At 68.2% G+C, this 21,052-nt stretch carries 19 protein-coding genes and 1 pseudogene; 7 read left to right on the top strand and 13 right to left on the bottom strand.

What is annotated here, in order from left to right; translation table 11 throughout:
• From QF040_RS00900 to QF040_RS00890, 3 genes are read right to left on the bottom strand one after another with little or no spacing between them, the layout of a single operon-like run.
• Window positions 1-987, bottom strand: coding sequence for a tripartite tricarboxylate transporter substrate binding protein (locus QF040_RS00900; RefSeq protein WP_429609327.1), 987 nt, complete (start codon window positions 985-987; stop codon window positions 1-3).
• A 34-nt stretch (window positions 988-1,021) separates the two neighbouring features.
• Window positions 1,022-2,221, bottom strand: a complete 1,200-nt coding sequence (locus QF040_RS00895) for a CaiB/BaiF CoA transferase family protein (RefSeq protein ID WP_429609325.1) — start codon at window positions 2,219-2,221, stop codon at window positions 1,022-1,024.
• Entirely contained in the window at window positions 2,218-3,165 is a 948-nt protein-coding gene (locus tag QF040_RS00890) for a hydroxymethylglutaryl-CoA lyase (protein ID WP_429609323.1), read from the bottom strand. The genes QF040_RS00895 and QF040_RS00890 overlap by 4 nt, the downstream gene beginning before the upstream one ends.
• Before the next feature lie 109 nt (window positions 3,166-3,274).
• Here QF040_RS00890 and QF040_RS00885 point away from each other — a divergent pair, with 109 nt between their 5' ends.
• From QF040_RS00885 to QF040_RS00875, 3 genes and pseudogenes are all read left to right on the top strand, one after another.
• A complete protein-coding gene (locus tag QF040_RS00885; RefSeq protein WP_307603673.1) occupies window positions 3,275-4,192 on the top strand; it encodes a LysR family transcriptional regulator in 918 nt (305 codons plus the stop codon).
• A 116-nt stretch (window positions 4,193-4,308) separates the two neighbouring features.
• A pseudogene (locus QF040_RS00880) lies at window positions 4,309-5,202 on the top strand (MBL fold metallo-hydrolase); the annotation flags it as partial.
• Window positions 5,196-5,924, top strand: coding sequence for a DsbA family protein (locus QF040_RS00875; RefSeq protein WP_429609321.1), 729 nt, complete (start codon window positions 5,196-5,198; stop codon window positions 5,922-5,924). The pseudogene QF040_RS00880 and the gene QF040_RS00875, both read left to right, overlap by 7 nt.
• A 7-nt stretch (window positions 5,925-5,931) precedes the next feature.
• Here QF040_RS00875 and QF040_RS00870 read toward each other — a convergent pair whose 3' ends face one another.
• From QF040_RS00870 to QF040_RS00830, 9 genes are all read right to left on the bottom strand, one after another.
• Window positions 5,932-7,632: a tannase/feruloyl esterase family alpha/beta hydrolase gene (locus QF040_RS00870; RefSeq protein ID WP_429609320.1), complete on the bottom strand. Its 1,701-nt coding sequence runs from the start codon at window positions 7,630-7,632 to the stop codon at window positions 5,932-5,934.
• 32 nt (window positions 7,633-7,664) lie between these two features.
• The gene (locus QF040_RS00865) at window positions 7,665-8,369 is read right to left on the bottom strand and encodes an ABC transporter ATP-binding protein (RefSeq protein WP_013540373.1); all 705 of its coding nucleotides are present in this window, start codon (window positions 8,367-8,369) and stop codon (window positions 7,665-7,667) included.
• Window positions 8,362-9,138 carry an ABC transporter ATP-binding protein gene (locus QF040_RS00860; protein WP_429609318.1) on the bottom strand — a complete coding sequence of 259 codons (777 nt, stop codon included), beginning with the start codon at window positions 9,136-9,138 and terminating at the stop codon, window positions 8,362-8,364. The genes QF040_RS00865 and QF040_RS00860 overlap by 8 nt, the downstream gene beginning before the upstream one ends.
• Entirely contained in the window at window positions 9,135-10,148 is a 1,014-nt protein-coding gene (locus QF040_RS00855) for a branched-chain amino acid ABC transporter permease (protein WP_429609316.1), read from the bottom strand. The genes QF040_RS00860 and QF040_RS00855 overlap by 4 nt, the downstream gene beginning before the upstream one ends.
• A gap of 1 nt (window position 10,149) precedes the next feature.
• Window positions 10,150-11,022, bottom strand: coding sequence for a branched-chain amino acid ABC transporter permease (locus tag QF040_RS00850; RefSeq protein WP_013540370.1), 873 nt, complete (start codon window positions 11,020-11,022; stop codon window positions 10,150-10,152).
• 336 nt (window positions 11,023-11,358) lie between these two features.
• Window positions 11,359-12,543: an ABC transporter substrate-binding protein gene (locus QF040_RS00845; protein ID WP_013540369.1), complete on the bottom strand. Its 1,185-nt coding sequence runs from the start codon at window positions 12,541-12,543 to the stop codon at window positions 11,359-11,361.
• Between the two features lie 273 nt (window positions 12,544-12,816).
• Window positions 12,817-13,803: a PDR/VanB family oxidoreductase gene (locus tag QF040_RS00840; RefSeq protein WP_429609314.1), complete on the bottom strand. Its 987-nt coding sequence runs from the start codon at window positions 13,801-13,803 to the stop codon at window positions 12,817-12,819.
• A 31-nt stretch (window positions 13,804-13,834) separates the two neighbouring features.
• Window positions 13,835-14,608, bottom strand: coding sequence for a GntR family transcriptional regulator (locus QF040_RS00835; protein WP_307643095.1), 774 nt, complete (start codon window positions 14,606-14,608; stop codon window positions 13,835-13,837).
• Window positions 14,605-15,714: a Rieske 2Fe-2S domain-containing protein gene (locus QF040_RS00830; RefSeq protein WP_429609313.1), complete on the bottom strand. Its 1,110-nt coding sequence runs from the start codon at window positions 15,712-15,714 to the stop codon at window positions 14,605-14,607. The genes QF040_RS00835 and QF040_RS00830 overlap by 4 nt, the downstream gene beginning before the upstream one ends.
• Window positions 15,715-15,861: 147 nt before the next feature.
• Between QF040_RS00830 and QF040_RS00825 the strand changes: the two genes are divergently transcribed.
• Genes QF040_RS00825 through QF040_RS00815 form a run of 3 tightly spaced genes read left to right on the top strand, consistent with a single transcriptional unit; the run spans window position 15,862 to window position 19,092 of the window.
• A complete protein-coding gene (locus tag QF040_RS00825) occupies window positions 15,862-16,983 on the top strand; it encodes a 5-methyltetrahydropteroyltriglutamate--homocysteine S-methyltransferase (protein WP_429609312.1) in 1,122 nt (373 codons plus the stop codon).
• A gap of 27 nt (window positions 16,984-17,010) precedes the next feature.
• Window positions 17,011-17,676, top strand: coding sequence for a glutathione S-transferase family protein (locus QF040_RS00820; protein WP_429609311.1), 666 nt, complete (start codon window positions 17,011-17,013; stop codon window positions 17,674-17,676).
• A gap of 36 nt (window positions 17,677-17,712) precedes the next feature.
• Window positions 17,713-19,092 carry a phospholipase D-like domain-containing protein gene (locus tag QF040_RS00815; RefSeq protein ID WP_429609309.1) on the top strand — a complete coding sequence of 460 codons (1,380 nt, stop codon included), beginning with the start codon at window positions 17,713-17,715 and terminating at the stop codon, window positions 19,090-19,092.
• On the opposite strand, the gene QF040_RS00810 is transcribed toward QF040_RS00815, so the two are convergent.
• Window positions 19,070-19,783, bottom strand: a complete 714-nt coding sequence (locus QF040_RS00810; RefSeq protein ID WP_429609308.1) for a TetR/AcrR family transcriptional regulator — start codon at window positions 19,781-19,783, stop codon at window positions 19,070-19,072. The genes QF040_RS00815 and QF040_RS00810 overlap by 23 nt on opposite strands.
• 97 nt (window positions 19,784-19,880) lie before the next feature.
• On the opposite strand from QF040_RS00810, the gene QF040_RS00805 reads away from it, so the two are divergent.
• On the top strand, window positions 19,881-20,900 hold the full coding sequence (locus tag QF040_RS00805) for an HlyD family efflux transporter periplasmic adaptor subunit (RefSeq protein WP_429609307.1): 1,020 nt from the start codon (window positions 19,881-19,883) through the stop codon (window positions 20,898-20,900).
• Window positions 20,901-21,052 lie beyond the last annotated feature (152 nt).

The raw sequence follows: 21,052 nt of genomic DNA, 5'->3' as shown, positions 1-21,052 counted from the left end.
TTATTCCAGTACCACGTTCGCCTTCTTCACGAGCGCCGCATAGCGCGCGGCCTCGCTGCGGAAGTAGCTCGCAGCCTCTTCGGCCGAGGTGGGCTTGATGACATTGCCCTGCTTGTCCATCGCCTCGCGCACCTCGGCGCTGGTGTAGGCCGCCACCACTGCGTCGTGCACGCGCTTGATGTCGGCCGCCTGCATCTTCGGCGGGCCGATCACCGCGAACCAGCCTTCGACCGCGTAGTTCGGCAGGCCCTGCTCCGCGATCGTCGGAATGTCCGGCGCGGCCGGCGAGCGCGACGGCCCGCACACGCCGATGGCACGCAGCGCGCCGCTCTTGATGTGCTGCTGCACCGCGGGCAGCGCGACCACGCCGATCTCGACCTGCCCCGCCATCATGTCGGTCACCATCGGGCCGGTGCCCTTGTACGGAATGTGCCGCGCCTTCACGCCGGCCTCGTCCATGAACATCTCGCCGGCCAGATGAATGATGGTGCCGTTGCCCGACGAGGCGTAGTTGTAGCCCTCGGGCTTGGCGCGCAGCAGCGCCACGAGCTCCTTCACGTTCTTGGCTGGCAGCTTCGGATTCACCATCAGCACCAGCGGCGTTGCGCCCACCACGCTGATCGGCGTGATGTCGTTGATCGCGTCGAACGGCATCTTCTTGAACACGCTCGGGTTGATCACATGGTTGTTCGACACCATGCCCAGCGTGAGCCCGTCGGGCGCCGCCTTGACGATGGCAGCGGTGCCGGTGATGCCGCCCGCGCCCGGCATGTTCTCGATCACCACCGGCTGACCGAAGGCCTTGCCGAGTGACACCGAGGCGGCGCGCACGATGTTGTCCACGCCCGAGCCCGCGCTGATCGGCAGGATGAAGCGGATCGGTTTGTCGGAGCCCTGCGCGAGCGCGGGGAATGCGGCCAGCGCCGCGGCGCCAGCGCCCAAGCCCAGCATCGCGCGGCGGTTCATCGGAAAAAGGTTCGGGGTCATGGTCTTGTCTCTCGTCTTGTTTTTGATGAAGCTCTCAGGCGATGGCCGCGTCGGCCTGCATCGCCGCGATCTGCGCGCCTTCGTAGCCCAGCTCGGCCAGCAGCTCGCGCGTGTGTTCACCCAGCGTCGGCGGATGCAGCCGCACGCCCAGGCGCTCGCCGCCGAGCGTGATCGGGAACAGCGTGGTCTGCGCCATTTCGCCGGCGCGCTCGCCGTCGGGCAGGCGGATGTCCGCAAGGCCGCCGGTGGCCTTCAGGTGCGGATCGGCATACAGGTCTTCGGGCCGCGTGATCGGCGCGAAGGGCAAACCCCGCGCCTCGAAGATCGCCGACAGCTCGGCCGCGGAACGGTCGGCGAGCCGGGCGCGCAGGTCGGCCAGCAGCGTGGGCCGCAGGCGCACGCGGTCGTTGTTCGTGCGCAGGGCCGGGTCGGCCTTCAGGTCGCCGAAGCCCAGCGCGTCGCAGAACACCGTCCACTGCGCGTCGCTCACCGCGGCCAGGAAGATCTGCTCGCCGTCCTTCACGGTGAACACGTCGTACAGCGCCCAGGCCGAGATGCGCTCGGGCATCGGCGCGGCGGCCTGCCCAGTGATCGCGTACTGCAGCATGTGCTGGCCGACCAGGAACACGTTGTTCTCGAAGAGCGCGGACTGCACCTCCTGCCCCTTGCCGGTCTCGGCGCGCTGCATCAGCGCGGCGATGGCACCGATGGCACCGAACATGCCGCCCATGATGTCGTTCACACTGGTGCCCGCGCGCAGCGGATCGCCGGGGCGCCCCGTCATGTAGGCAAGACCGCCCATCATCTGCACCACCTCGTCGAGCGCGGTGCGGTGCTCGTAGGGTCCGGGCAGGAAGCCCGTGTGGTTCACGTAAACGAGGCGTGGATTGAGCTTGCCGAGCGCGGCGTAGCCCAGGCCGTACTTGTCCATCGTGCCGGGCCGGAAGTTCTGCGCCACCACGTCGGCCGTGGCGCACAGCCGCAGCGCCGCCTCGAGCCCCTGCGGGTTGCGCAGGTCGAGCGCGATGCTCTTCTTGTTGCGGTTGAACATCGGAAAGAAGCCCGCGCCCGCGCCCAGCAGATGCCGCGTGCGGTCGCCGTCGATCGGCTCGACCTTGATCACTTCCGCGCCCAGGTCCGCGAGGACCATGCCGCAGGTCGGCCCCATCACCATGTGCGTGAACTCGACCACGCGGATGCCGGCGAGCGGCAGGCGTTTTTCTTCCGTGCTCATGCCGCGACGCCTTCCACCGGTGCAAAGGTCTTCGGGAAACCCGCGCGCCAGACGGTGCCCTGCAGCGTCTCGCCGTCGAGCCAGCCGGCCACGCGTTTCCTCAGGTCGAGCAGCTTCGGCAGATCGACGCCGGTGGCAACCCCCATGCTCTCCAGCATGAAGACGAGGTCTTCGGTATCGACGTTGCCGCTCGCGCCCGGCGCATGCGGGCAGCCGCCGATGCCGGCCAGGCAGGCATCGAAGCGCGTGATGCCGACCTCCAGCGCCGCGTAGACATTCGCGAGCCCGAGGCCGCGCGTGTCGTGGAAATGGCCGCACCAGAGGCGGTCGCCCGCGATGCGCAAAGCGCGCTCGAACAGGCTGCGGACCATCGCCGGATCGGCGTAGCCCACCGTGTCGGCGAGGCTCACGCGATCGGCGCCGGCGTCGAGCAGCGCCTGCATCAAACGCAGCACTTCGTCGGGGTCGACGTGGCCCTGGATCGTGCAGCCGAACGCGGTGCCCACGCCGCCATCGATCAGCGTCTTCGAGCCCGCTGCATCGCGCGCGGCGCGCATGCGGCCGACCTCGGCCACCACTTCGTCGGGCGTCTTGCGCAGGTTGGCGAGGCTGTGCGCGTGGCTCGCCGAGAGCGGCACCATCATCAGGTCGGCCTCGCCCGCGATGGCGCGCTCCGCGCCCTTGAGGTTGGGCACGAGCACCGAGGCGAAAAGGCCCGGCAGCGTCTTGGCATACGCCAGCAGCTCGGCCGTGTCCGCCAGTTGCGGCAGCAGGTGCGCGGGCACGAAGGAGCCCACTTCGATCTCGCGCTGGCCGGCCGCGTGCGCGTCGCGGATCCATTCGAGCTTGCGTGCGGTGGGCAGCACGCGGGCGATGCTCTGGAGCCCGTCGCGCAGGCCCGCTTCGCGGACGACCGCGCGAGGCGGCAGGAAGGCGTGAATCAAGTTTTGTCTCCGTCGTGAGGGGTACGGCGTGGATGTTAGAAGTTCCGATTCAGTCCAGAAGGTATATTTTGGAAGCCGACTGCTTCCAAAACGGAATACCAAAAACACCATGAGAGACCTCGACCTGACCACCCTGCGGCTCTTCGTCGCCGTCTGCGAAACCCGCAGCATCGCGCGCGCCGGCGAGCAGGCCAGCATCGTCGGCTCGGCGATCAGCAAGCGCCTCGCGCAACTGGAAGACACGGTCGGCACGCCCTTGCTGCTGCGCAAGCGACGCGGCGTGGTGCCCACGCCAGCCGGCGAAACCCTGCTCGAACACGCGCGCGCCATGCTCGGCAGCGCCCACCGCATCGAACGCGACATGGCCGCCTACGCCGGCGGCGCGCGCGGGCATGTGCGCATCCTGGCCTCGGCCTCGGTGATGGCCGAATCGTTGGCCGAGGACGTGGCCGGCTTCCTGCAGGACCCCGCGCACCGCAACATCCGGGTCGACATGGAAGAGCGCGTGAGCCCCGAGATCGTCCGCGGCATCCGCGAGGGCATCGCGTCCATTGGCCTCTGCTGGGACGCGGCCGATCTGGAGGGACTGGAGCGACGCGACTACCGCTCGGACCACCTGGCGATCGTTGCCCACCCGTCGCACCCCGTCGCCCGCCACGACGCGGTGCGCTTCGAGCAGGTGCTCGACCACGAATTCGTCGGCATGCCCGCGCTGAGCGCCGTGCAGCTGATGCTCGCGCGCGAGGCGGCCGTGGCCGGCAAGCCGCTCGTGTACCGGGTGCTCGTGTCCAACTTCGACGCGGCGCTGCGCGTGGTGCGCGCCGGGCTGGCCATCAGCGTGGTGCCGGCGGAAGTGGCGCGGCCTTTCGCCGATGCGTTCGGCCTGCGCCTGATGCCGCTCACCGACGACTGGGCGCGACGGCGCTTTGCGATCTGTTTCCGGGGCGAGGCGGCGCTGTCGCCTTCGGCGCAATTGCTGGTCGCGCACCTCGAACGGTGCGCGACGGACCGCAAGGCAGACGCCTGATCTGACCGATAACAGAAACGATCCATTGCGGCAGCGGTGGTTTTTGTTTCGTTTTCCGCAACCTAACATCCGGTCTGTTCGCTGTCACCCTCATTCCACCCGACCGAAGGACCTACATGTTCCGCAGAGCCCTGATTTCCGCCGCCGCCCTTTCCGCCACCTTGGCGCTCGCGCCGCTGGCGGCCAACGCCGCCGGGCCGCTCAAGCTCGATGTCTACAACCCCGGCGCCAAGTCGATGTTCCCGGTGTCGTCCGAGCTCGTCACCGGCCAGACCGATGCCGTGTTGATCGACGCCCAGTTCCAGCGCAACGACGCCGAGGCGCTGGTGCAGAAGATCAAGGCCAGCGGCAAGAAGCTGACCACGGTCTACATCAGCCACAGCGACCCCGACTACTACTTCGGCCTCGACGTGATCCAGGCCGCTTTTCCCGACGCGAAGATCGTCGCGACGCCGCAGACCGTGGCCGCGATCCAGGCCTCCAAGGACGGCAAGCTCGCGTACTGGAGCCCGATCCTGAAGGAGAACGCGCCCAAGGCGGTGGTCGTGCCCCAGCCGCTGGCAGGCGACAGCATCGAACTCGAAGGCCAGAAGATCCAGATCGTCGGCCTCGACGGTCCCACACCCGCGCGCACCTTCGCCTGGATTCCTTCGCTCAAGGCGGTGGCCGGCGGCATTCCGGTATCGGCCAACATCCACGTGTGGATCGCCGACACGCAGACGCCAGCTTCCCGCAGCGAGTGGCTCAAGACGCTCGGCCGCATCGAAGCCCTGCACCCCAAGACCGTGGTGCCCGGCCACTACCTGCTGAATGCGGATGGCAGCACGCCCTACTCGCTCGCTTCGGTGAAGTTCACCCGCGGCTACCTGCAGGCCTTCGAGACCGAAGCGAAGAAAGCCAAGGACTCGGCCGCGCTCATCGCCGCGATGAAGAAGCGCTACCCGAAGCTGGAAGACACCTCGTCGCTCGAACTGAGCGCCAAGGTCATCAAGGGAGAAATGAAATGGCCGCAGTGAACGACGCCCCGAACACGGCAGCCACGCTGCACTACATCTTCGATCCGATGTGCGGCTGGTGCTACGCGGTCGCGCCGCTGGTCGAGGCGGCGCGCGACGTGCCGGGCCTCCAGGTCGAAATCCACGGCGGCGGCATGATGACCGGCGCCAACCGGCGCCCGATCACCGCGCAGTGGCGGGAGTACGTCAAGCCGCACGACCTGCGCATTGCTCAACTCACCGGCCAGCCTTTTGGCGAGCGCTACCTCGAAGGGCTGCTGCGCGACACCGGCGCGACGATGGACTCCGAACCGCCGACCACGGCGATCCTCGCGGCCGAAGCGCTGCGTGCGGGCGGCGGGCTGGACATGGCGCACCGCGTGCAGCAGGCGCACTACGTGGAAGGCCGCCGCATCGCGGATGTCGATGTGCTCAATACGCTGGCGGTCGAACTCGGTTTCGATGCCGAGGCTTTCGCATCCGCGTTCGCGCGCTTGTCCGGCGAGGCGACTTCGCAGCACATCGCAGCGAGCCGCCAATTGCTCCAACGCTCGGGCGGTCAGGGATTTCCAACTTTCGTGCTGGCGCAGGCCGATGGCAGCGCGAGCCGTATCGACATCAGCCCGTGGTTCGGGCGCGCGGACGAATGGAAGGCGCAACTCGCCACCTTCGTCGCCCCGCCGCAGGCCGCAGGCGCAGCGCCCACCGTCTGCGGCCCAGACGGTTGCGCGATCTAGGCCTTCGCTACTTGGCGCACTGGAAGCTCGCCGCCTGCGACGCATCGCCGCTGACGTAACGCGGCCACAACGGCCATTCGCACAGCGGCCGCGCCCGAATGGTCTTGAACGGCGGCTGCACTTCCTGCTCGACGAGCTGCAGCCCGCCCGGCGCACGGCCGCGCTCGACCCAGTCGGCCAGCGCGCCGAGCATGTCGACATTGGCCGGCGCGCCGCTGCCCACGTGGTCCACACCGGGCGCGGTGTACAGGCGCATGAAGCGGTCCACGTTGTCGCGGCCCATGCGCGCCACCACCGACTCGTAGTAGCGGATGCCGGCGAACGGGCTCTGCGCGTAGTCGGCCATGTGCTCCAGCATCAGCAGCTTGCCGCCGCGTGCGTTGAAGGCGGCGAGGTCGGGGTTGGTCGAGTCCATCAGCTGCGACACGGTGGCGATGCGCGCGGCGAAGTCTTCGGCGCGGTAGTTGCGCACGTCGAGCGACGGATTGCGCGCATAGAAATGCTGCAACGCCCCGCTGCCGTAGAACCACGCGATGCCATTGCTCGGCTGCGGTGGCACGGTCGGAGCGGCAGTGCCGGTCCACCACGCGTTCCAGCCGCCCATCGAGGCGAAGGCCGGCGTGCCTTCGCCGCCGATGCCCCAGCCGGGATATTCGGTCACGCCGTTGGCCAGCGGCACGGGCGAGCGCCACGGCGAACGCAGCGTGCGCACGGCTTGCACCTGCGCATCGTTGAGGCAGTTGTCGCCGCTCGTGCCGGCCGCGCAACGCAGGCTGGCTGGGTCGAAGCGCTGCAGGCACGCGACCGGGTTCGACACGATGCGGTCGGCCACGCCGTCCGCCGCATCGCACGCTGCGAGCACCGCGTTGTGCACCAGCTGCACCTGCGCGGGCCGCAGCCACCCTTCGCCGAAGGTCGCGATGCCGTTGCGCGTGCCCGCATGCTGCAGCCCGGTCCAGTTGATGACGGGCACGCGGCTGAAGATGCCGTCGAAATCATTCGGATAGCGCTGCGCCATCGTGAGCGCCTCGCGCCCGCCTTCGGAGCTGCCCATGAAGTACAGCTTCTGCGGCGCCTGCCCGTAGGCGCGCTGCATCAGCGCCACCGCCACGTCGCGCACCTTCTTGTACGAGGCGTGCGCGAAGTTGGTGAGCGCCTCGTCGTTGAGCGCGAAGGCTTGCGGCGGCTGGCCCTGCACGTTCTGGTGGCCCGAGTCGGTGCCGTAGGTCACGTAGCCCTGTGCGAGCGGGGTGGGCTGGTCGAAGCGGCCCGCCGGCACCAGCGAGAGGCCGGTGATCAGCACGCCGTTGAAGCCACCGCCGCCGTACTGCACGCTGCGCCCGTTCCACGCGAGCGGCAGGTTGACCTGGAACAGGATCGGCGGCGCGCTCGCATCGAGCGGCGCGATGCGGCCGAGCACCTTGCAGTGCGCGGGCGTTACCGGCGTGATGCGCGACGCGGGGCTGGGCCCGCGCTCGGCGACCGCCAGCGGGGACGCGGCAACGAGCGTCGCCGAGTCGATGGTCGCGGCGCCGCTCGGCAGGCCGATCGCAGCAGGCGCGATCGGCGAAGCGAGGGCGGCGCAGGACGCCGCCGGCTCACCGCCGAGCGTGAGCGCCCTAGGCCCGGTGGGAGTGCCGCATGCGGCGAGCAACGCGGCGGCCGCCAGCATGGCGCCCCCGCAAAACACTGTCTTCGGGATCGCCATCTGTTGTCTCCTTCGTTGTTCGTTAAAGGCTGCTACCGTGCCACACCCAGCAGCCGTTCGAGCACCTGCGGCTGGCTGCGCAATGCGGCCGCGCTGTCGGTGTGAACGATGGTGCCGTGGTCGAGCACCACCGCATGATCGGAAATCGCGAGGATCGCCTGCGGGTGCTGCTCCACGATGATCGCGGCCAGCCCCTCGTCCTGCGTGATGCGGCGAATGGCGCGCAGCAGCTCTTCCACGATGATCGGCGCGAGGCCTTCGAGCGGTTCGTCGAGCAGCAGCAGCTTGGGGTTGAGCACCAGCGCGCGGCCGACGGCCAGCATCTGCTGTTCGCCGCCCGACAACTGCGTGCCTAGATTGGTCTTGCGTTCTGCAAGGCGCGGGAACATCTCGTACACGCGCTGCGGGTTCCACTTGCCGGGCCGCTCCACCGCCGTGAGGTTCTCGTGCACCGTGAGCGACTTGAAGATGTTGCGCTCCTGCGGCACCCAGCCGATGCCCGCTGCCGCGCGTTGATGCGGCGCGAGCTTGTGCAGCGCCTGCCCACCGAGCGCGATGGTGCCGCCGTGCTGTCGCGTGGCGCCGGCCAGCGTGTTGATGAGCGTCGTCTTGCCCGTGCCGTTGCGGCCCAGCAGCGCGAGGGTCTGCCCCTCGCCGAGCGCGAACGCCACGTCGTGCAGCACCACGGCCTCGCCGTAGCCCGCGCTCAGGTTCTCGATGCGCAGCAGCTCAGACATGGGCGCCCTCCGTTCCCGTTCCATGGCCCAGGTAGACCTCTTTCACCTTCGGATCGTTGGCGATGGTCTCGGGGTCGCCCTCGGTCAGGAGCGTGCCGTTGACCAGCACCGTCATGCGGTCGGCGAAGCTGAACACCAGGTCCATGTCGTGCTCGATCAGCAGCACCGACACGTCGGCCGGCAGCGCGGCCACGGTCTCGAGCAGCTCTTCGCGTTCACCGGCGGGCACGCCCGCCACGGGTTCGTCGAGCAGCAGCACGCGCGGCTCGCAGGCGAGTGCAATGGCGATCTCCAGCAGGCGGCGCTTGCCGTAGGCCATGAATTTCGTCTGCTGCTTGGCGACGTCCGCAAGGTGGAACTGTTCGAGCAGTTGCCCTGCCCGCTCCGCAATCCCCTTGGTGCCGCCGAGCGGCCGCCACCATTGCGCGGCGATGCCCTTCTGCTGCGACACCACGAGCGCCAACGTCTCCAGCGGCGTCATCGAGTCGAACAGCTGGTTGATCTGGAAGGTGCGCACCAGCCCGCGCGCCACGCGCTTGTGCGGCGCGAGCGTGGTGATGTCTTCGCCGAGCAGCGTGATGCGGCCTTCGGTCGGCACGAGCACGCCGGTCAGCAGGTTGATCAGCGTGGTCTTGCCGGCGCCGTTCGGGCCGATCAGCGCATGGCGTGCGCCGCGCTTCAATTCCATCGTGACGTTGTTGGTGGCCGTGATGCCGCCGAAGCGCATCACCAGCCCTTGCGTCGAGAGCACGGTATCGGTGGTGGTCATGCCACACCGCCCTTCTTCTTGCCCCTGCCAAACCACGTCCACGGCTTGAGCAACCGGTCGCGCCCCACGAGCACCAGCAGCACGAGGATGAGGCCGATCCAGAACATCCAGTACTGCGGCGTCACGGCCGAGAGCCAGTTCTGCAGCAGCTTGAAGACGATCGCGCCCGCCACGCCGCCATAGAGCCAGCCCACGCCGCCGATCACCAGCATCAGCAGCACATCGGCCGAGCGGTCGAAGGCCAGCACGTCGAGCGAGGCGAAGCCGGTGGTCTGCGCGAGCAGCGCACCCGCCGCGCCGGCAATGCCGGCTGCCACGGTGTAGATGACCGCGAGCCGCGAGACCACCGGAATGCCGATCGCCATCGCACGCAGCCGGTTGTCGCGGATCGCCTTCAACGTTGCGCCGAAGGGCGAATGCACCAGCCGGCGCATCACGAGGAACAGCACCAGCATCACCGCGAGCGAATACCAGGCGGCGGTGCGGCCGTACAGGTCGAACTCGAAGAGGCCGAGCACCGGTCCCATCACCACGCCCTGGAGGCCGTCGGCACCGCCGGTGAGCCAGTCGAGCTTGTTGGCCAGTTCGAGAAGAAGCAGCGCGGTGCCGAGCGTGACCATCAGCCGCGTGAGGTCGCTGCCGCGCAGGATCGTCACGCTGGCCACGAGGCCGAGCAGCGCCGAGAGCACGGTCGCGAACACCAGCCCGACGGTCGGGTCGGGCATCACGAGCTTGGCGAACAGCGCCGCCGCATACGCGCCGAAGCCGAAGAACGCGGCGTGGCCGAGCGACACGATGCCGGTGTAGCCGAGGATCAGGTCGAGCGACATCGCGAACAGCGCGACGATGGCGATCTCGTTGACCAGCAGCGAGTGCGAGGGCATGACGAGCGGCAGCGCGAAGGCGACCGCCCAGACCACGAACTCCCAAGGCCGCCAGCGCGCGGTGCGCAGCAAGGCCGACTCGTAGGTTGCGGTGTTGGTGGAAGAAGATGAAAAAGGCGCACTCATCTCAACGCCCTCCCTTGCGCGTGAACAGCCCTTGGGGTCGCCACATCAGGATCAGGATCATCAGCAGGTAGACGGTGAACGCGCCCATCTTCGGAATGAAGTACTTGCCCGCCACGTCGGCGATGCCGAGCAGCAGCGCGGCAGCGAGGGGCCCGGTGATCGACGAGGTGCCGCCCACCGACACCACGATCAGGAAATAGATCATGTACTTGAGCGGAAAGGTCGGATCGAGCCCCAGGATTTCCGCCCCCAGCGCGCCGCCCAGCCCCGCGAGGCCCGAACCCACGGCGAAGGTCATGAGGAACACGATGTTCACATTGATGCCCAGGCCCGCGGCCACGCGCGGATCGTCGACCGCGGCGCGCAGCCGGCTGCCGAAGCGCGTCTTCGAGAGGATGAGTTGCAGCACGACGGTGAGCACCGCGCACACGGCAATGATGAAGATGCGGTAGTGGCCCATGCCCAGAAGGAACGCACCGTCGCCGAACTCGCTGCGGCCGCGCAGCCATTCGGGCAGTTGCAGGTTCTGCTGCGACGAGCCGACGAAATAGTCGACCGCCGACACGGCCATGAAGGCAAGGCCGATGGAAAAGAGCACCTGGTCCAGGTGCGGCTTGCCGTACATCGGCCGGTAGAGCGTGCGCTCGAGCAGCGCGCCGGCCAGCGCGACGACGATGAATGCGAACGGCAGGCAGGCCAGGAACGGCATGCCGAGCTTCTGCATCGCGAACACAGTGAGGTAGCCGCCCGCCATGGCGAAGGCGCCGTGCGCGAGGTTGATGAAGTTCATCAGCCCGAGCGTCACGGCCAGGCCGACGGCGAGGACGAAGAGCAGCATGCCGTAGGCGATGCCGTCGAAAAGAATGGTCAGCATGTCTGTTGTCTGCGTCTGAGGTGCGTTCGTTCTGGATGCTGTTGTTCAGGGCGGGTGCGCAGGCCACCGGGTACTCCCCTCCGCGAATGTCCCCCGGGGCTTCGCCCCTCCTCCTTGATTTCGCTGCGGGGAGCACCCGATGCCCTGCGCACTTGGGCACTCTGCTGGCATATCGCTGATCAACGACTGCACTGAAAACCGAGCACGCCGATGGGGTGCCTTGCGCAGCGAAATCAAGGAGGAGCCGAAGGCGGGGGACATTCGCGGAGCAAGGTACCCCGTCGGCGTGATCGCAGCCCCGAACAGCAGCGCATCACATGACCCCGCCACGAAAACTTACTTGGCCTTGCCCGGGTCCTTCACACCCTTGATCACATCGAACTCGACGTTGTAGAGCTGCCCGTCCTTCTTCTCGACCTTGCGCAGGTACACGTCCTGCACGATGTCGCGGGTCTGCGCATCGATCAGCACCTGGCCGCGCGGGCTCTCGAAGACCTGGCCCTTCATGGCTGCCAGCAGCGCTTCGCCGCCGCCCTGGCCCTTGGTGGTCTTGAGCGCTTCGTAGATCACGCGCATGCCGTCATAGCCGCCCACGGCCATGAAGTTCGGGCGCATCTTGGGGTTGGCCTTCTGGAAAGCCTCGACAAACTTCTTGTTCATCGCGGAGGGGTGGGCGGCCGAGTAGTGGTGCGAGGTGACAACGCCCAGCGCGCCGTCGCCCATGTCGTTGAGCTGGTCGTCGTCGGTCACGTCACCGGTGGCGATCAGCTTGATGCCGGCCTTGTCCATGCCGCGTTCCAGGAACTGCTTCATCACCGCCGCGCCCGCGCCCGAGGGCACGAAGACGAACAACGCATCGGGCTTGGCATCGCGCACCTTCTGCAGGAACGGCGCGAAGTCGGGGTTGCGCAGCGGCACGCGGAGTTTCTCGATCACCTTGCCGCCGTTGAGCTGGAAGCGCTCGCTGAAGAACTTCTCGGCATCGTTGCCGGGGCCGTAGTCGGCCACCAGCGTCACCACCGTCTTCACGCCGTTCTTCGGCGCCCAGTCGCCCATGACGACTGACACCTGCGGCAGCGTGAAGCTGGAGCGCACGATGTAGGGCGAGGCCTCGGTGATGCTCGACGTGGCCGCGGCCATCACGACCTGCGGCGTCTTCGATTGCGTGGCCAGCGGCGCGGCGGCCAGCGCGGCCGGCGTGACGCCGAAGCCGGCGATCACGTTCACCTTGTCGTTGACGATGAGTTCCTGCGCGAGGCGCTTGGTGACATCGGGCGTGGCCACGTCGTCCTTGACGATCAGCTCGATCTTCTTGCCGGCCACGGTGTCGCCGTTCTGCGCCATGTACAGGCGCGCCGCGGCTTCGATCTGCCGGCCGGTGGAGGCCTGCTGTCCGGTCATCGGCAGGATGAGGCCGATCTTGAAGGTGTTGCTCTGCGCGCTGGCCAGCGGCAGGGCGAAGGCGGTGGCGAGCGCGATCGCCGAGAGGCCCGCGGTCTGGATGAGGTGGCGTCTTTGCATGAGGTTTTCCTAGGAGGGACGGAATGCGAAACCGGGGCTATTTTCAACACTTTGCAACATTCGGCGGAGCAGGCAATCACCTAGCCGGCCCCTCTCGCGGGCCTTTGTTGCGCGATCAATAAATGAACTGCGCGATGATCGCGCAGCGCTCCTGCCACCACCGTTGGGGCTGCTGTCGCCACCGTTCGGGCTGAGCCTGTCGAAGCCTTGCGCACGGCTTCGACAGGCTCAGCCCGAACGGTTGGGGGCGAACAGCCCGAACGGCCGGGGAACTCAACTGTCGGCGCGGTAGGCGGAATCGAGCGTGAGCGTACCCACGGCGCGTGACACGCAGGCGCAGATGCGGGTGGTGGCTGCTTTCTCGTGGGCGCTCAGGAACACGTCGCGGTGGTCGACTTCGCCTTCGACTGCGAGCACGTCCATGGCGCAGAGGCCGCATTCGCCGCGCTTGCAATCCGACAAGGTCTGCACGCCGGCGGCGTCGAGCGCGTCGAGCAGGGTGCAGTCGGCGGGCACGGTGATCGACAGGTCGTGCCGGGGGATGCGCACCGTGAAGGCCTGCGTGGCGAGGCGGCCGCTGCTGCCGAAGGTTTCGAAGCGCAGGTCCGCCGGGGCGCGGCCGGCCGCCTCCCAGGCGCGCTTGACGGCTTCGAGCATCGGCACCGGGCCGCAGGTGTAGAGCTGGCCGCCGGGCGGCAGCTCGGCGATGGCGGCGGCGAAGTCGATGGGGGCCGAGCCCTCGTGCGCGGCGACGTTCTCGCCCAATGCCTCCTGCAGACGCGAGAGGTAGCCAAACTCGCCGGCATGGCGGGCGCCGTAGAGCATCTTCACCGGCACGCCGCTGCGCTTCGCATGGGCGCCGAGGCGCTGCGCCATCAGCACCAGCGGCGTGATGCCGATACCGCCCGCCACCAGCAGGTAGCCGGGCGCGGAAAGGTCGAGCGCAAAGTGGTTCTGCGGCGCGCTCACCTGCAGCCGGTCGCCGGGCGCCAGTTGCCACATCGCGAGCGAGCCGCCGCGGCCATCGTCCAGGCGCTTGACCGCAATGCGCCAGCACTGGCCGTCGCCCTCGCCGACGAGCGAGTACGAGCGCGTCTGCAGCCTGCCCTGCGCCGTCATCACCTGCACCTGCAGGTGGGCGCCGGGTTCATACGACGCGGCAAAGCCCGACTCGGGCCGGAGCTCGAACTCGCGCACCGTGGGCGTGACGTCGCGCAGCGCAACCACCTGCGCCTGCATCCATTGAAGATCGCTTTTCATCGGGAACACCAAACGGGAAAAAGATGGAAGGTCAGCCGCGGCGGCGGATCAACTGCACGCCGGGCAGCGGGCGCTGCTCGGCGGTCGGCGTGCCGTGCAGCGCCTCGCGCAGGTTGCGCCGCGCGATGCGGCTGTGCTCGCGCATCAGCGCCTCGGCGCGCGAGCCCTCGCCGGATTCGATGGCGTCGAGCACCTGCAGGTGCTGGTCCTGCGCGATCACGAGCATGTCGCGCGCGGCCGGCGAATTGGCCTGCACGATGACGAAGCCCGAGGGCGAGGCGAACGGCAGGTTGACCACGCGCTCCAGTTGCTGCGCGATGACCGGGCTGCCGGCCATCTCGCACAGCAGCGCATGGAATTTCTCGTTGTGCGTCACGTAGCGGGAGAACGCCGCATCGTCGAGCGCGGGCTCGCGCAGCAGTTCGTCGATGCGGGTCAGACAGGCGCGTGCTTCGCGCAGCACCACCGGCGCCGCGCCGCGCTCGGCCGCAAGGCGGGCGACCAGCCCTTCGAGCGTGCCGCGCAGCTCGATGGCATCGGCCACGTCGCGCTCGGAAAACGTGCGCACCGCGTAGCCGCCGTTGGGCAGCGCTTCGAGCAGGCCTTCCTGTTCGAGCCGCATCAGCGCGCTGCGCACCGGGGTGCGCGAGACGCCGAGCTGCTCGGAGATGGCGACCTCGGCGATGCGCGCACCGCCAGGCAGTTCGCCCGCGAGGATCATTTCGCGCAGCCGCAACTGCGCCTTCACGGCCTGCGAACTGCCGGTGTCGCCGGGCTCGATGGGAGAAACCACGGCGGCCTTCATGCGGCCTGCTTCTGGTCGACGGGCCGGATCGGGATCGCGGCGCGCGCGGGCTTTTCCTTCTCGACCATGCGGTCGATCAGCCGGCGCGCCCACATCGAGCCGGCGTCGATGTTGAGGTTGTAGAACTGGTGGTCGGGGTGGTCGTCCATTGCCTTCTGCTGGGCTTCGAGCACGAGTTCGTCTTCGCGGAAGATGCCGGCCACGCCTTCGCGCAACTCGTGCGTGAGGCGTTGCTCGCCGAGGCAGTAGTTGCGCGCGAACGCCCAGAAGTAGAGGCAGGTCTTGTCGGTCTCGGGCGTGATGGTGTTGAGCACGTAGCCGTTGACGCCCTTGCTGCGGTCGCCGGGGTTGCCGTCCTTGGGTACCGCGCCGCTGCCGGCCTCGGCCACGCCCACGTCGATGTTCACCGTGCACGGGCCTTCGAAACGGATGATCTGCCAGCGGTCGACCTTGCCCGTGTAGCCGCGTGCATGGCGGATCTGGCCGCCCCAGAACGGCGGCGCGTCGATGCTTTCCATCCAGCGTGTGACGGTGGCCGAGCGGTCGCCATGCGTGGCGACGAAGGGCGCCTCGGCGACTTCGCGGTTGCCGATGGAGGAGCCGTGCACGAAGGTCTCGTGCGTGAGGTCCATGAGGTTGTCGACCACGAGCCGGTAGTCGCAGTTGACGCGGATCATCTTGCCGTCGCCGGCCCAGGCGGGGTCGTCGTTCCAGTGCATGTCGGGCACCAGCGCCGGGTCGGCCTTGGCCGGATCGCCGGGCCAGATCCAGACGAAGCGGTGCTTCTCGACCACCGGAAAGCTGCGCACGCAGGCCGAGGGATTGAGCGTCTCCTGGCTCGGCATGTGGGTGCAGCGGCCCTGGCTGTTGTAGACGAGGCCGTGATAACCGCAGACCAGTTCGTCGCCTTCGAGGCGGCCGAGCGAGAGCGGCATCAGGCGGTGCCAGCAGGCGTCTTCGAGCACGGCCACCTGGCCATCGGTGCGGCGGAACAGCACCACTTTCTGGTTGCAGATCGTGCGGGGCAGGAGCGCGTGGCGCACTTCGACGTCGTAGGCGGCGGCGTACCAGGCGTTCAGTGGAAAGGCGGTCGTGGGCGTTTTCATGAATACCCAATGTATACAGAAATCAGGAAACTTCTACCTCCAGACGCCTAAATCAAGGGTAAATACCAACATCAACGTATACAAACAAGCCGCTTTCCAAGGCGCTAGGATGCTCCGTTCGTTATCAGCCACGACGGAGTTCACCCCATGTCCCAGCACGCCGCCCTGCCCGCCCGCTACGACCACGTCGGCAGTTTCCTGCGCCCCAAATACCTGCTCGAAGCGCGCGAGCAGAAGGCCAAGGGCGAGATCACGCCCGAGCAACTGCGCACGGTCGAAGACAAGGCCATCACCGAGATCGTCCGCTTCCAGGAAGACATCGGCCTGAAAAGCATCACCGACGGCGAGTTCCGCCGCACGTATTTCCACATCGACTTTCTCGACCAGCTCGGCGGCGTGAAGACCGACATTCCGGTCACCATCCGCAAGCCCGACGGCACCGAGGAACTGGCGCCGCCCGCGATGCGCGTGATCGACAAGGTGCGCCACATCAAGAACATCCAGCTTGCCGATTTCCAGTACTTGAAAAGCCAGGTTTCCGCGGGCCGCACGCCCAAGGTGACGATCCCCTCGCCGACCATGCTGCACTTCCGCGGCGGCCGCGCCGGCATCAGCAAGGACGCCTACCCCGAGCTCGACCCGGTGTTCTACGACGACGTGGCCAAGGCCTACGGCGACGAACTGCGCTCGCTGGCGGCCGCCGGCTGCACCTACGTGCAGATGGACGACACCAACCTCGCCTATCTCTGCGACGAGCACATGCGCGAAGCCGCCCGCAAGCGTGGCGACGACCCGAACGAACTGCCGCATCGCTACGCGGCCTTCATCAACAAGGTGGTCGCGCAGAAGCCGCCAGGCATGCTGCTCGCGATGCACCTGTGCCGCGGCAACTTCAAGAGCACGCACGCCGCGGCCGGCAACTACGAGCCGGTGGCCGAGGCGCTGCTCAAGGAGATGGACCTGGACGCCTACTTCATGGAATACGACGACGCCCGCTCGGGCGACTTCAAGCCGCTGCGCTACCTGCCCAAGGGCAAGACGGTGGTACTGGGCCTCGTGACCACCAAGTTCGGCGAGATGGAAGACAAGGACGAGCTCAAGCGCCGCATCGAGGACGCCGCCAAGTACGCGCCGCTCGAGCAGCTCGCGCTGTCGCCGCAGTGCGGCTTCTCCAGCACGGTGCACGGCAACAACATCGCGGTGGAAGCGCAGCGCAACAAGCTGCGCCTGGTGGTCGAGACGGCGCAGGAGGTCTGGGGCTCGACCTGACGCGCCGTTTCTGGTGAAGTCGGGGGCATGACGACTCACATCTATTCCGGCCCCCTCAGCATGTTCGGCGCCAAGGTCGAGATCGCGGCACGCGAAAAAGGCATCGCCTTCGAACTGACCATGGTGCCGTTCACCAAGGACGACGCCTACGAGCCGAAACACCCCGAGGTGCTTCGGGTCAACGCCGTCAAGCAGCAGGTGCCCGTGCTGGTCGACGACGCGGTGGCGCTGTTCGACTCGACCCAGATCTTCGAATACCTCGAAGACCGCTACCCCACTCCCGCCCTGTGGCCCGAAGGCATCGCCGACCGGGCACGGGCGCGGCAGCTGGAGCAGAAGTCCGACGAGGTGTTCTTCCCGAACGTCATCAAGCTCTTCGGCCTGCAGAACGACATGCAGAGCGCGCCGGCCGTCGCCGCGTGCGCAGCCTGCGCGCGCTACTACGCCGAGATGGAAGGTCTGCTCGCCGGACGCGAATACCTCGCGGGCCCCTACTCCTTCGCGGACATCGCCTTCTACATGGCCTGCATCTTTGCCGACCGCAAGGGCGCCGGCATGACCGATGCGACGCCGCGCCTCATCGCCTGGCGCAACCGCGTGCGCGACCGGCCCGCGGTGCACGCGGTGGTCGATCCGATGATGAAGTTCCTCGCCTCCGAGGGCCGCGAGGTGCCCGCCTTCCTGCAGCGCTGATCCCGGGTGCGGGTGCACTGAGGCATCATCGGCCCCATGCCGAATACAGGGTTCGACTGGCTGCCCTCTCCCTCGCAGCACTTCCTCGTCGTCACTTTTGCGCTGCTCGTCTACGTACTGACCACGCGCGCGCGCCGCGAGCAGCGCGCCCCCACCACCGCCATCGCGTGGGTGATGGGGCTGGTGCTGATGCCCTACCTGATTCTCCCGATGTACCTGCTGTTCGGCCAGCGCAAGCTGCGCCCAGCCGGCTCGCCGCGACCGCCGCGCTCGGTGCCGCCGGGGCACTGGGCGGCCGACCTGATCGAGAGCTTCGGCCTTGCGCCGCCGGGGCGTTGCGCGGTGCGCCTGCATGCCGACGGCGAGCAGGCGCGGCTCGCGCTGTTCGAGGTGATCGACGGCGCGCGCGAGCGCATCGACGTGTGCACCTTCATCATCGGCGACGACCCGCTGGGCCATGCGGTACTGGCGCGGCTCGCGCAGCGGGCGCGCGACGGCATCAAGGTGCGGGTGCTGCTCGACGGCTTCGGCGCGCTGTCGCTGCCGCGCCATCACTTCGACCTGCTGCGCGCGGCGGGCGGCGAGGTGGCGGTGTTCCGCCCCTTCTTCAGCCTGCGCCGCACCGGGCCACGCAACCTGCGCAACCACCGCAAGTTCACCATCGCCGACGACGGCTGGCTCTGGTCGGGCGGGCGCAATCTTGCGGGCGAATATTTCACGGGCAACAACAAGCATCCCGAGGCCTGGCGCGATCTCTCGTTCGACCTGCGCGGCAGCGTGGCGGCAGCCGCGGCACGCCAGTTCGATCACGACTGGCGCTCGGTGCGCGTGCGCAAGGCGCGCGCCATCACCTGCGACAACCTGCCCGAAGCCCCCGGCACCGCAATGGCCCAGTTCCTGCCGAGCGGCCCCGACCAGACCGAGGACACGGCGCATGCGCTGCTGATCGACGCGTGCTTTCGCGCCGAGCACCGCATCCTCGCGATCACGCCGTACTTCGTGCCCGGCGACGGCCTGCGCGATGCGCTGCGGCTCGCGGCCCGGCGCGGCGTGCAGGTGACGATCGCGATGCCCGCGCAGTCGAACCATCGCCTGGCCGACTTCGTGCGCGCCCGCGCCATGCGCGACCTGGCGCGCGCGGGCGTGAGCTTTCGCATGCTGCCCTTCATGGCGCACGCCAAGGCGGTGGTGGTCGACAACGAGCTGGCGATGTGCGGCTCGATCAACCTCGACCTGCGCAGCCTGCTGCTGAACCACGAGGCGGCGGTCGTGTTCTACGGCGCGAACGAGATCGACTGGCTGGCCGAGTGGATCGACACCACCGCTTCGGCCGGCGAGCCTTACCGCGCGCGGCGCCCGGGCCTCGTGCGCGACGTGGCCGAGGGGCTGCTGCTTACCGTCGCTTTCCAGCTTTAGCCGGCGCTGCCACGGACTCGGCGGGCTCAGCGGCCTTGGCTTCCTTCGCCACCGCATCGAGACCGGCAAGCACATAGCGCATCAGGTCGTCGGCCAGGGCCTGGGTGTCCTTCAGCGCCGGCAGCACCTTGCTGCTCAGGTCCTTGGGCGCCACCATCATCACGATGCAGGGCAGCACGGTGAACAGCAGTGCGCGCTGCACCGCAGGATGGTCGTCGGGCAATCCCACGATGGCGCCGAGCAGGCCGCGCAGCAGCTTGGCCTTGGGCAGCACCGCGCGCTTGATCATCATCGGCAGCGCCGGCGACGGCGACAGGGCTTCCCGCAGCACCACGCGGAAACCCCAGGGGGCCTTGGGCTGGCTGCCCATCTCGATCAGGTGCGTGAGAAGCGCACGCAGCTTGAGCCGCGGATCGCTCGACGCGCTGGCGAGGCTGGCCAGCTCGTCGATGCTCACCACCTGCCGGTGCGCCTCGATCAGCACGGCCTCGTAGAGCCCGTCGCGGCCGTTGAAGTGGTAGTTGATCGCGGCCATGTTGGTGCCGGCGCGGGTGCAGATTTCCTTGCTCGTGGCATCGGCGAAACCGCGCTCGGCGAACAGCTGACCGGCGGTCTCCAGGATGTGCAGGCGCGTGGTGTTGCCGTCGGTGCGCTGCGTGCGCGCGGAAGTACTGGAAGAGCTGGTGGCCATGGCCAAGGTTAATCGAATTGAAAAATAACTTCAAATTCAAATTTGAATTTGATAACATCCGCCGCATCCGGGTCCGCAAACCGGCAGGAAACACGCCATGAACAAGAAACCTCTCATCGCCGTCGCGGTCGTCGCGCTGCTGCTCGCCGCGGCCGGCGGCTGGTGGTACGCCCATCGCTCGGCTGCGCCCTCCGACCGGCTCGTGCTCTACGGCAACGTCGATGTGCGCCAAGTCTCGCTCGCCTTCAACGCCAACGACCGCGTGGCCGAGCTCGCGGTGCGCGAAGGCGACCACGTCCGGGCCGGCCAGGTGCTCGGCAAGCTCGACACCCGCACGTTGGCGTTGCGCGTGGCGCAGTCGCAGGCGCGCATCGGCGTGCAGGAGCAGGCCCTGCTGCGCCTGAAGACCGGCAGCCGCCCCGAAGAAGTGGCGCAAGCCGGCGCGCAGGTGGCGGCCGCGCAGGCCGATGCCGACCTCGCGCAGCAACAGCTCGCGCGCCTGCAGGGAATCAGCCAGACCACCGCCGGCCGTGCGGTGAGCCAGCAGGACCTCGACAGCGCGCAGGCCAAGCGCAAGGTCGCGCTCGCGCAGCTGGACAACGCGCGCAAGGCGCAGCAGCTCGTCGTCACCGGCCCGCGCAAGGAAGACATCGCGCAGGCACAGGCCCAGCTCGAATCCGCGCGCGCCGACCTCGCGCTCATGAACCACCAGCTCGCCGAAGCCGAGCTGAAGACGCCCATCGACGCCGTGGTGCGCGCCCGCCTGCTCGAACCCGGCGACATGGCCTCGCCGCAGCGCCCGGCCTTCACGCTCGCGATCACCGATCCCAAGTGGGTGCGCGCCTATGTGGCCGAGTCTGATCTGGGCCGCGTGAAGCCGGGCCAGGCCGCCAACGTGAGCACCGACAGCCACCCCGGCGAAGCCATCGCCGGCAAGGTCGGCTACATCGCCTCGGTGGCGGAGTTCACGCCCAAGACCGTGCAGACCGAGGAGCTGCGCAGCAGCCTCGTCTACGAGATCCGCGTGATGGTCGAGGACAAGCAGGACCGCCTGCGCCTGGGCATGCCGGCCACCGTGCGGCTGCAGATTGCGCCGACTGCGAACGGCAAGCCCTGAATGACCACGCTCCATACAGCCGGCGTTCGTCGCGTCTTGCTCCCTCCCCCGCTGGGGGAGGGCTGGGGTGGGGGCAAGCGGCGGTCGATCAAGCACCAAAGCACAACCAGTGCCGTCGTGCCCCCATCCCCACCTTCCCCCAGAGGGGGAAG

It is taken from the genome of Variovorax sp. W2I14 (assembly GCF_050435205.1).
Taxonomy (GTDB): Bacteria; Pseudomonadota; Gammaproteobacteria; order Burkholderiales; family Burkholderiaceae_C; genus Variovorax; species Variovorax paradoxus_C.
The sequence above is the reverse complement of the archived record's forward strand: the minus strand, read 5'-3'. Positions and strand labels throughout refer to the sequence as shown.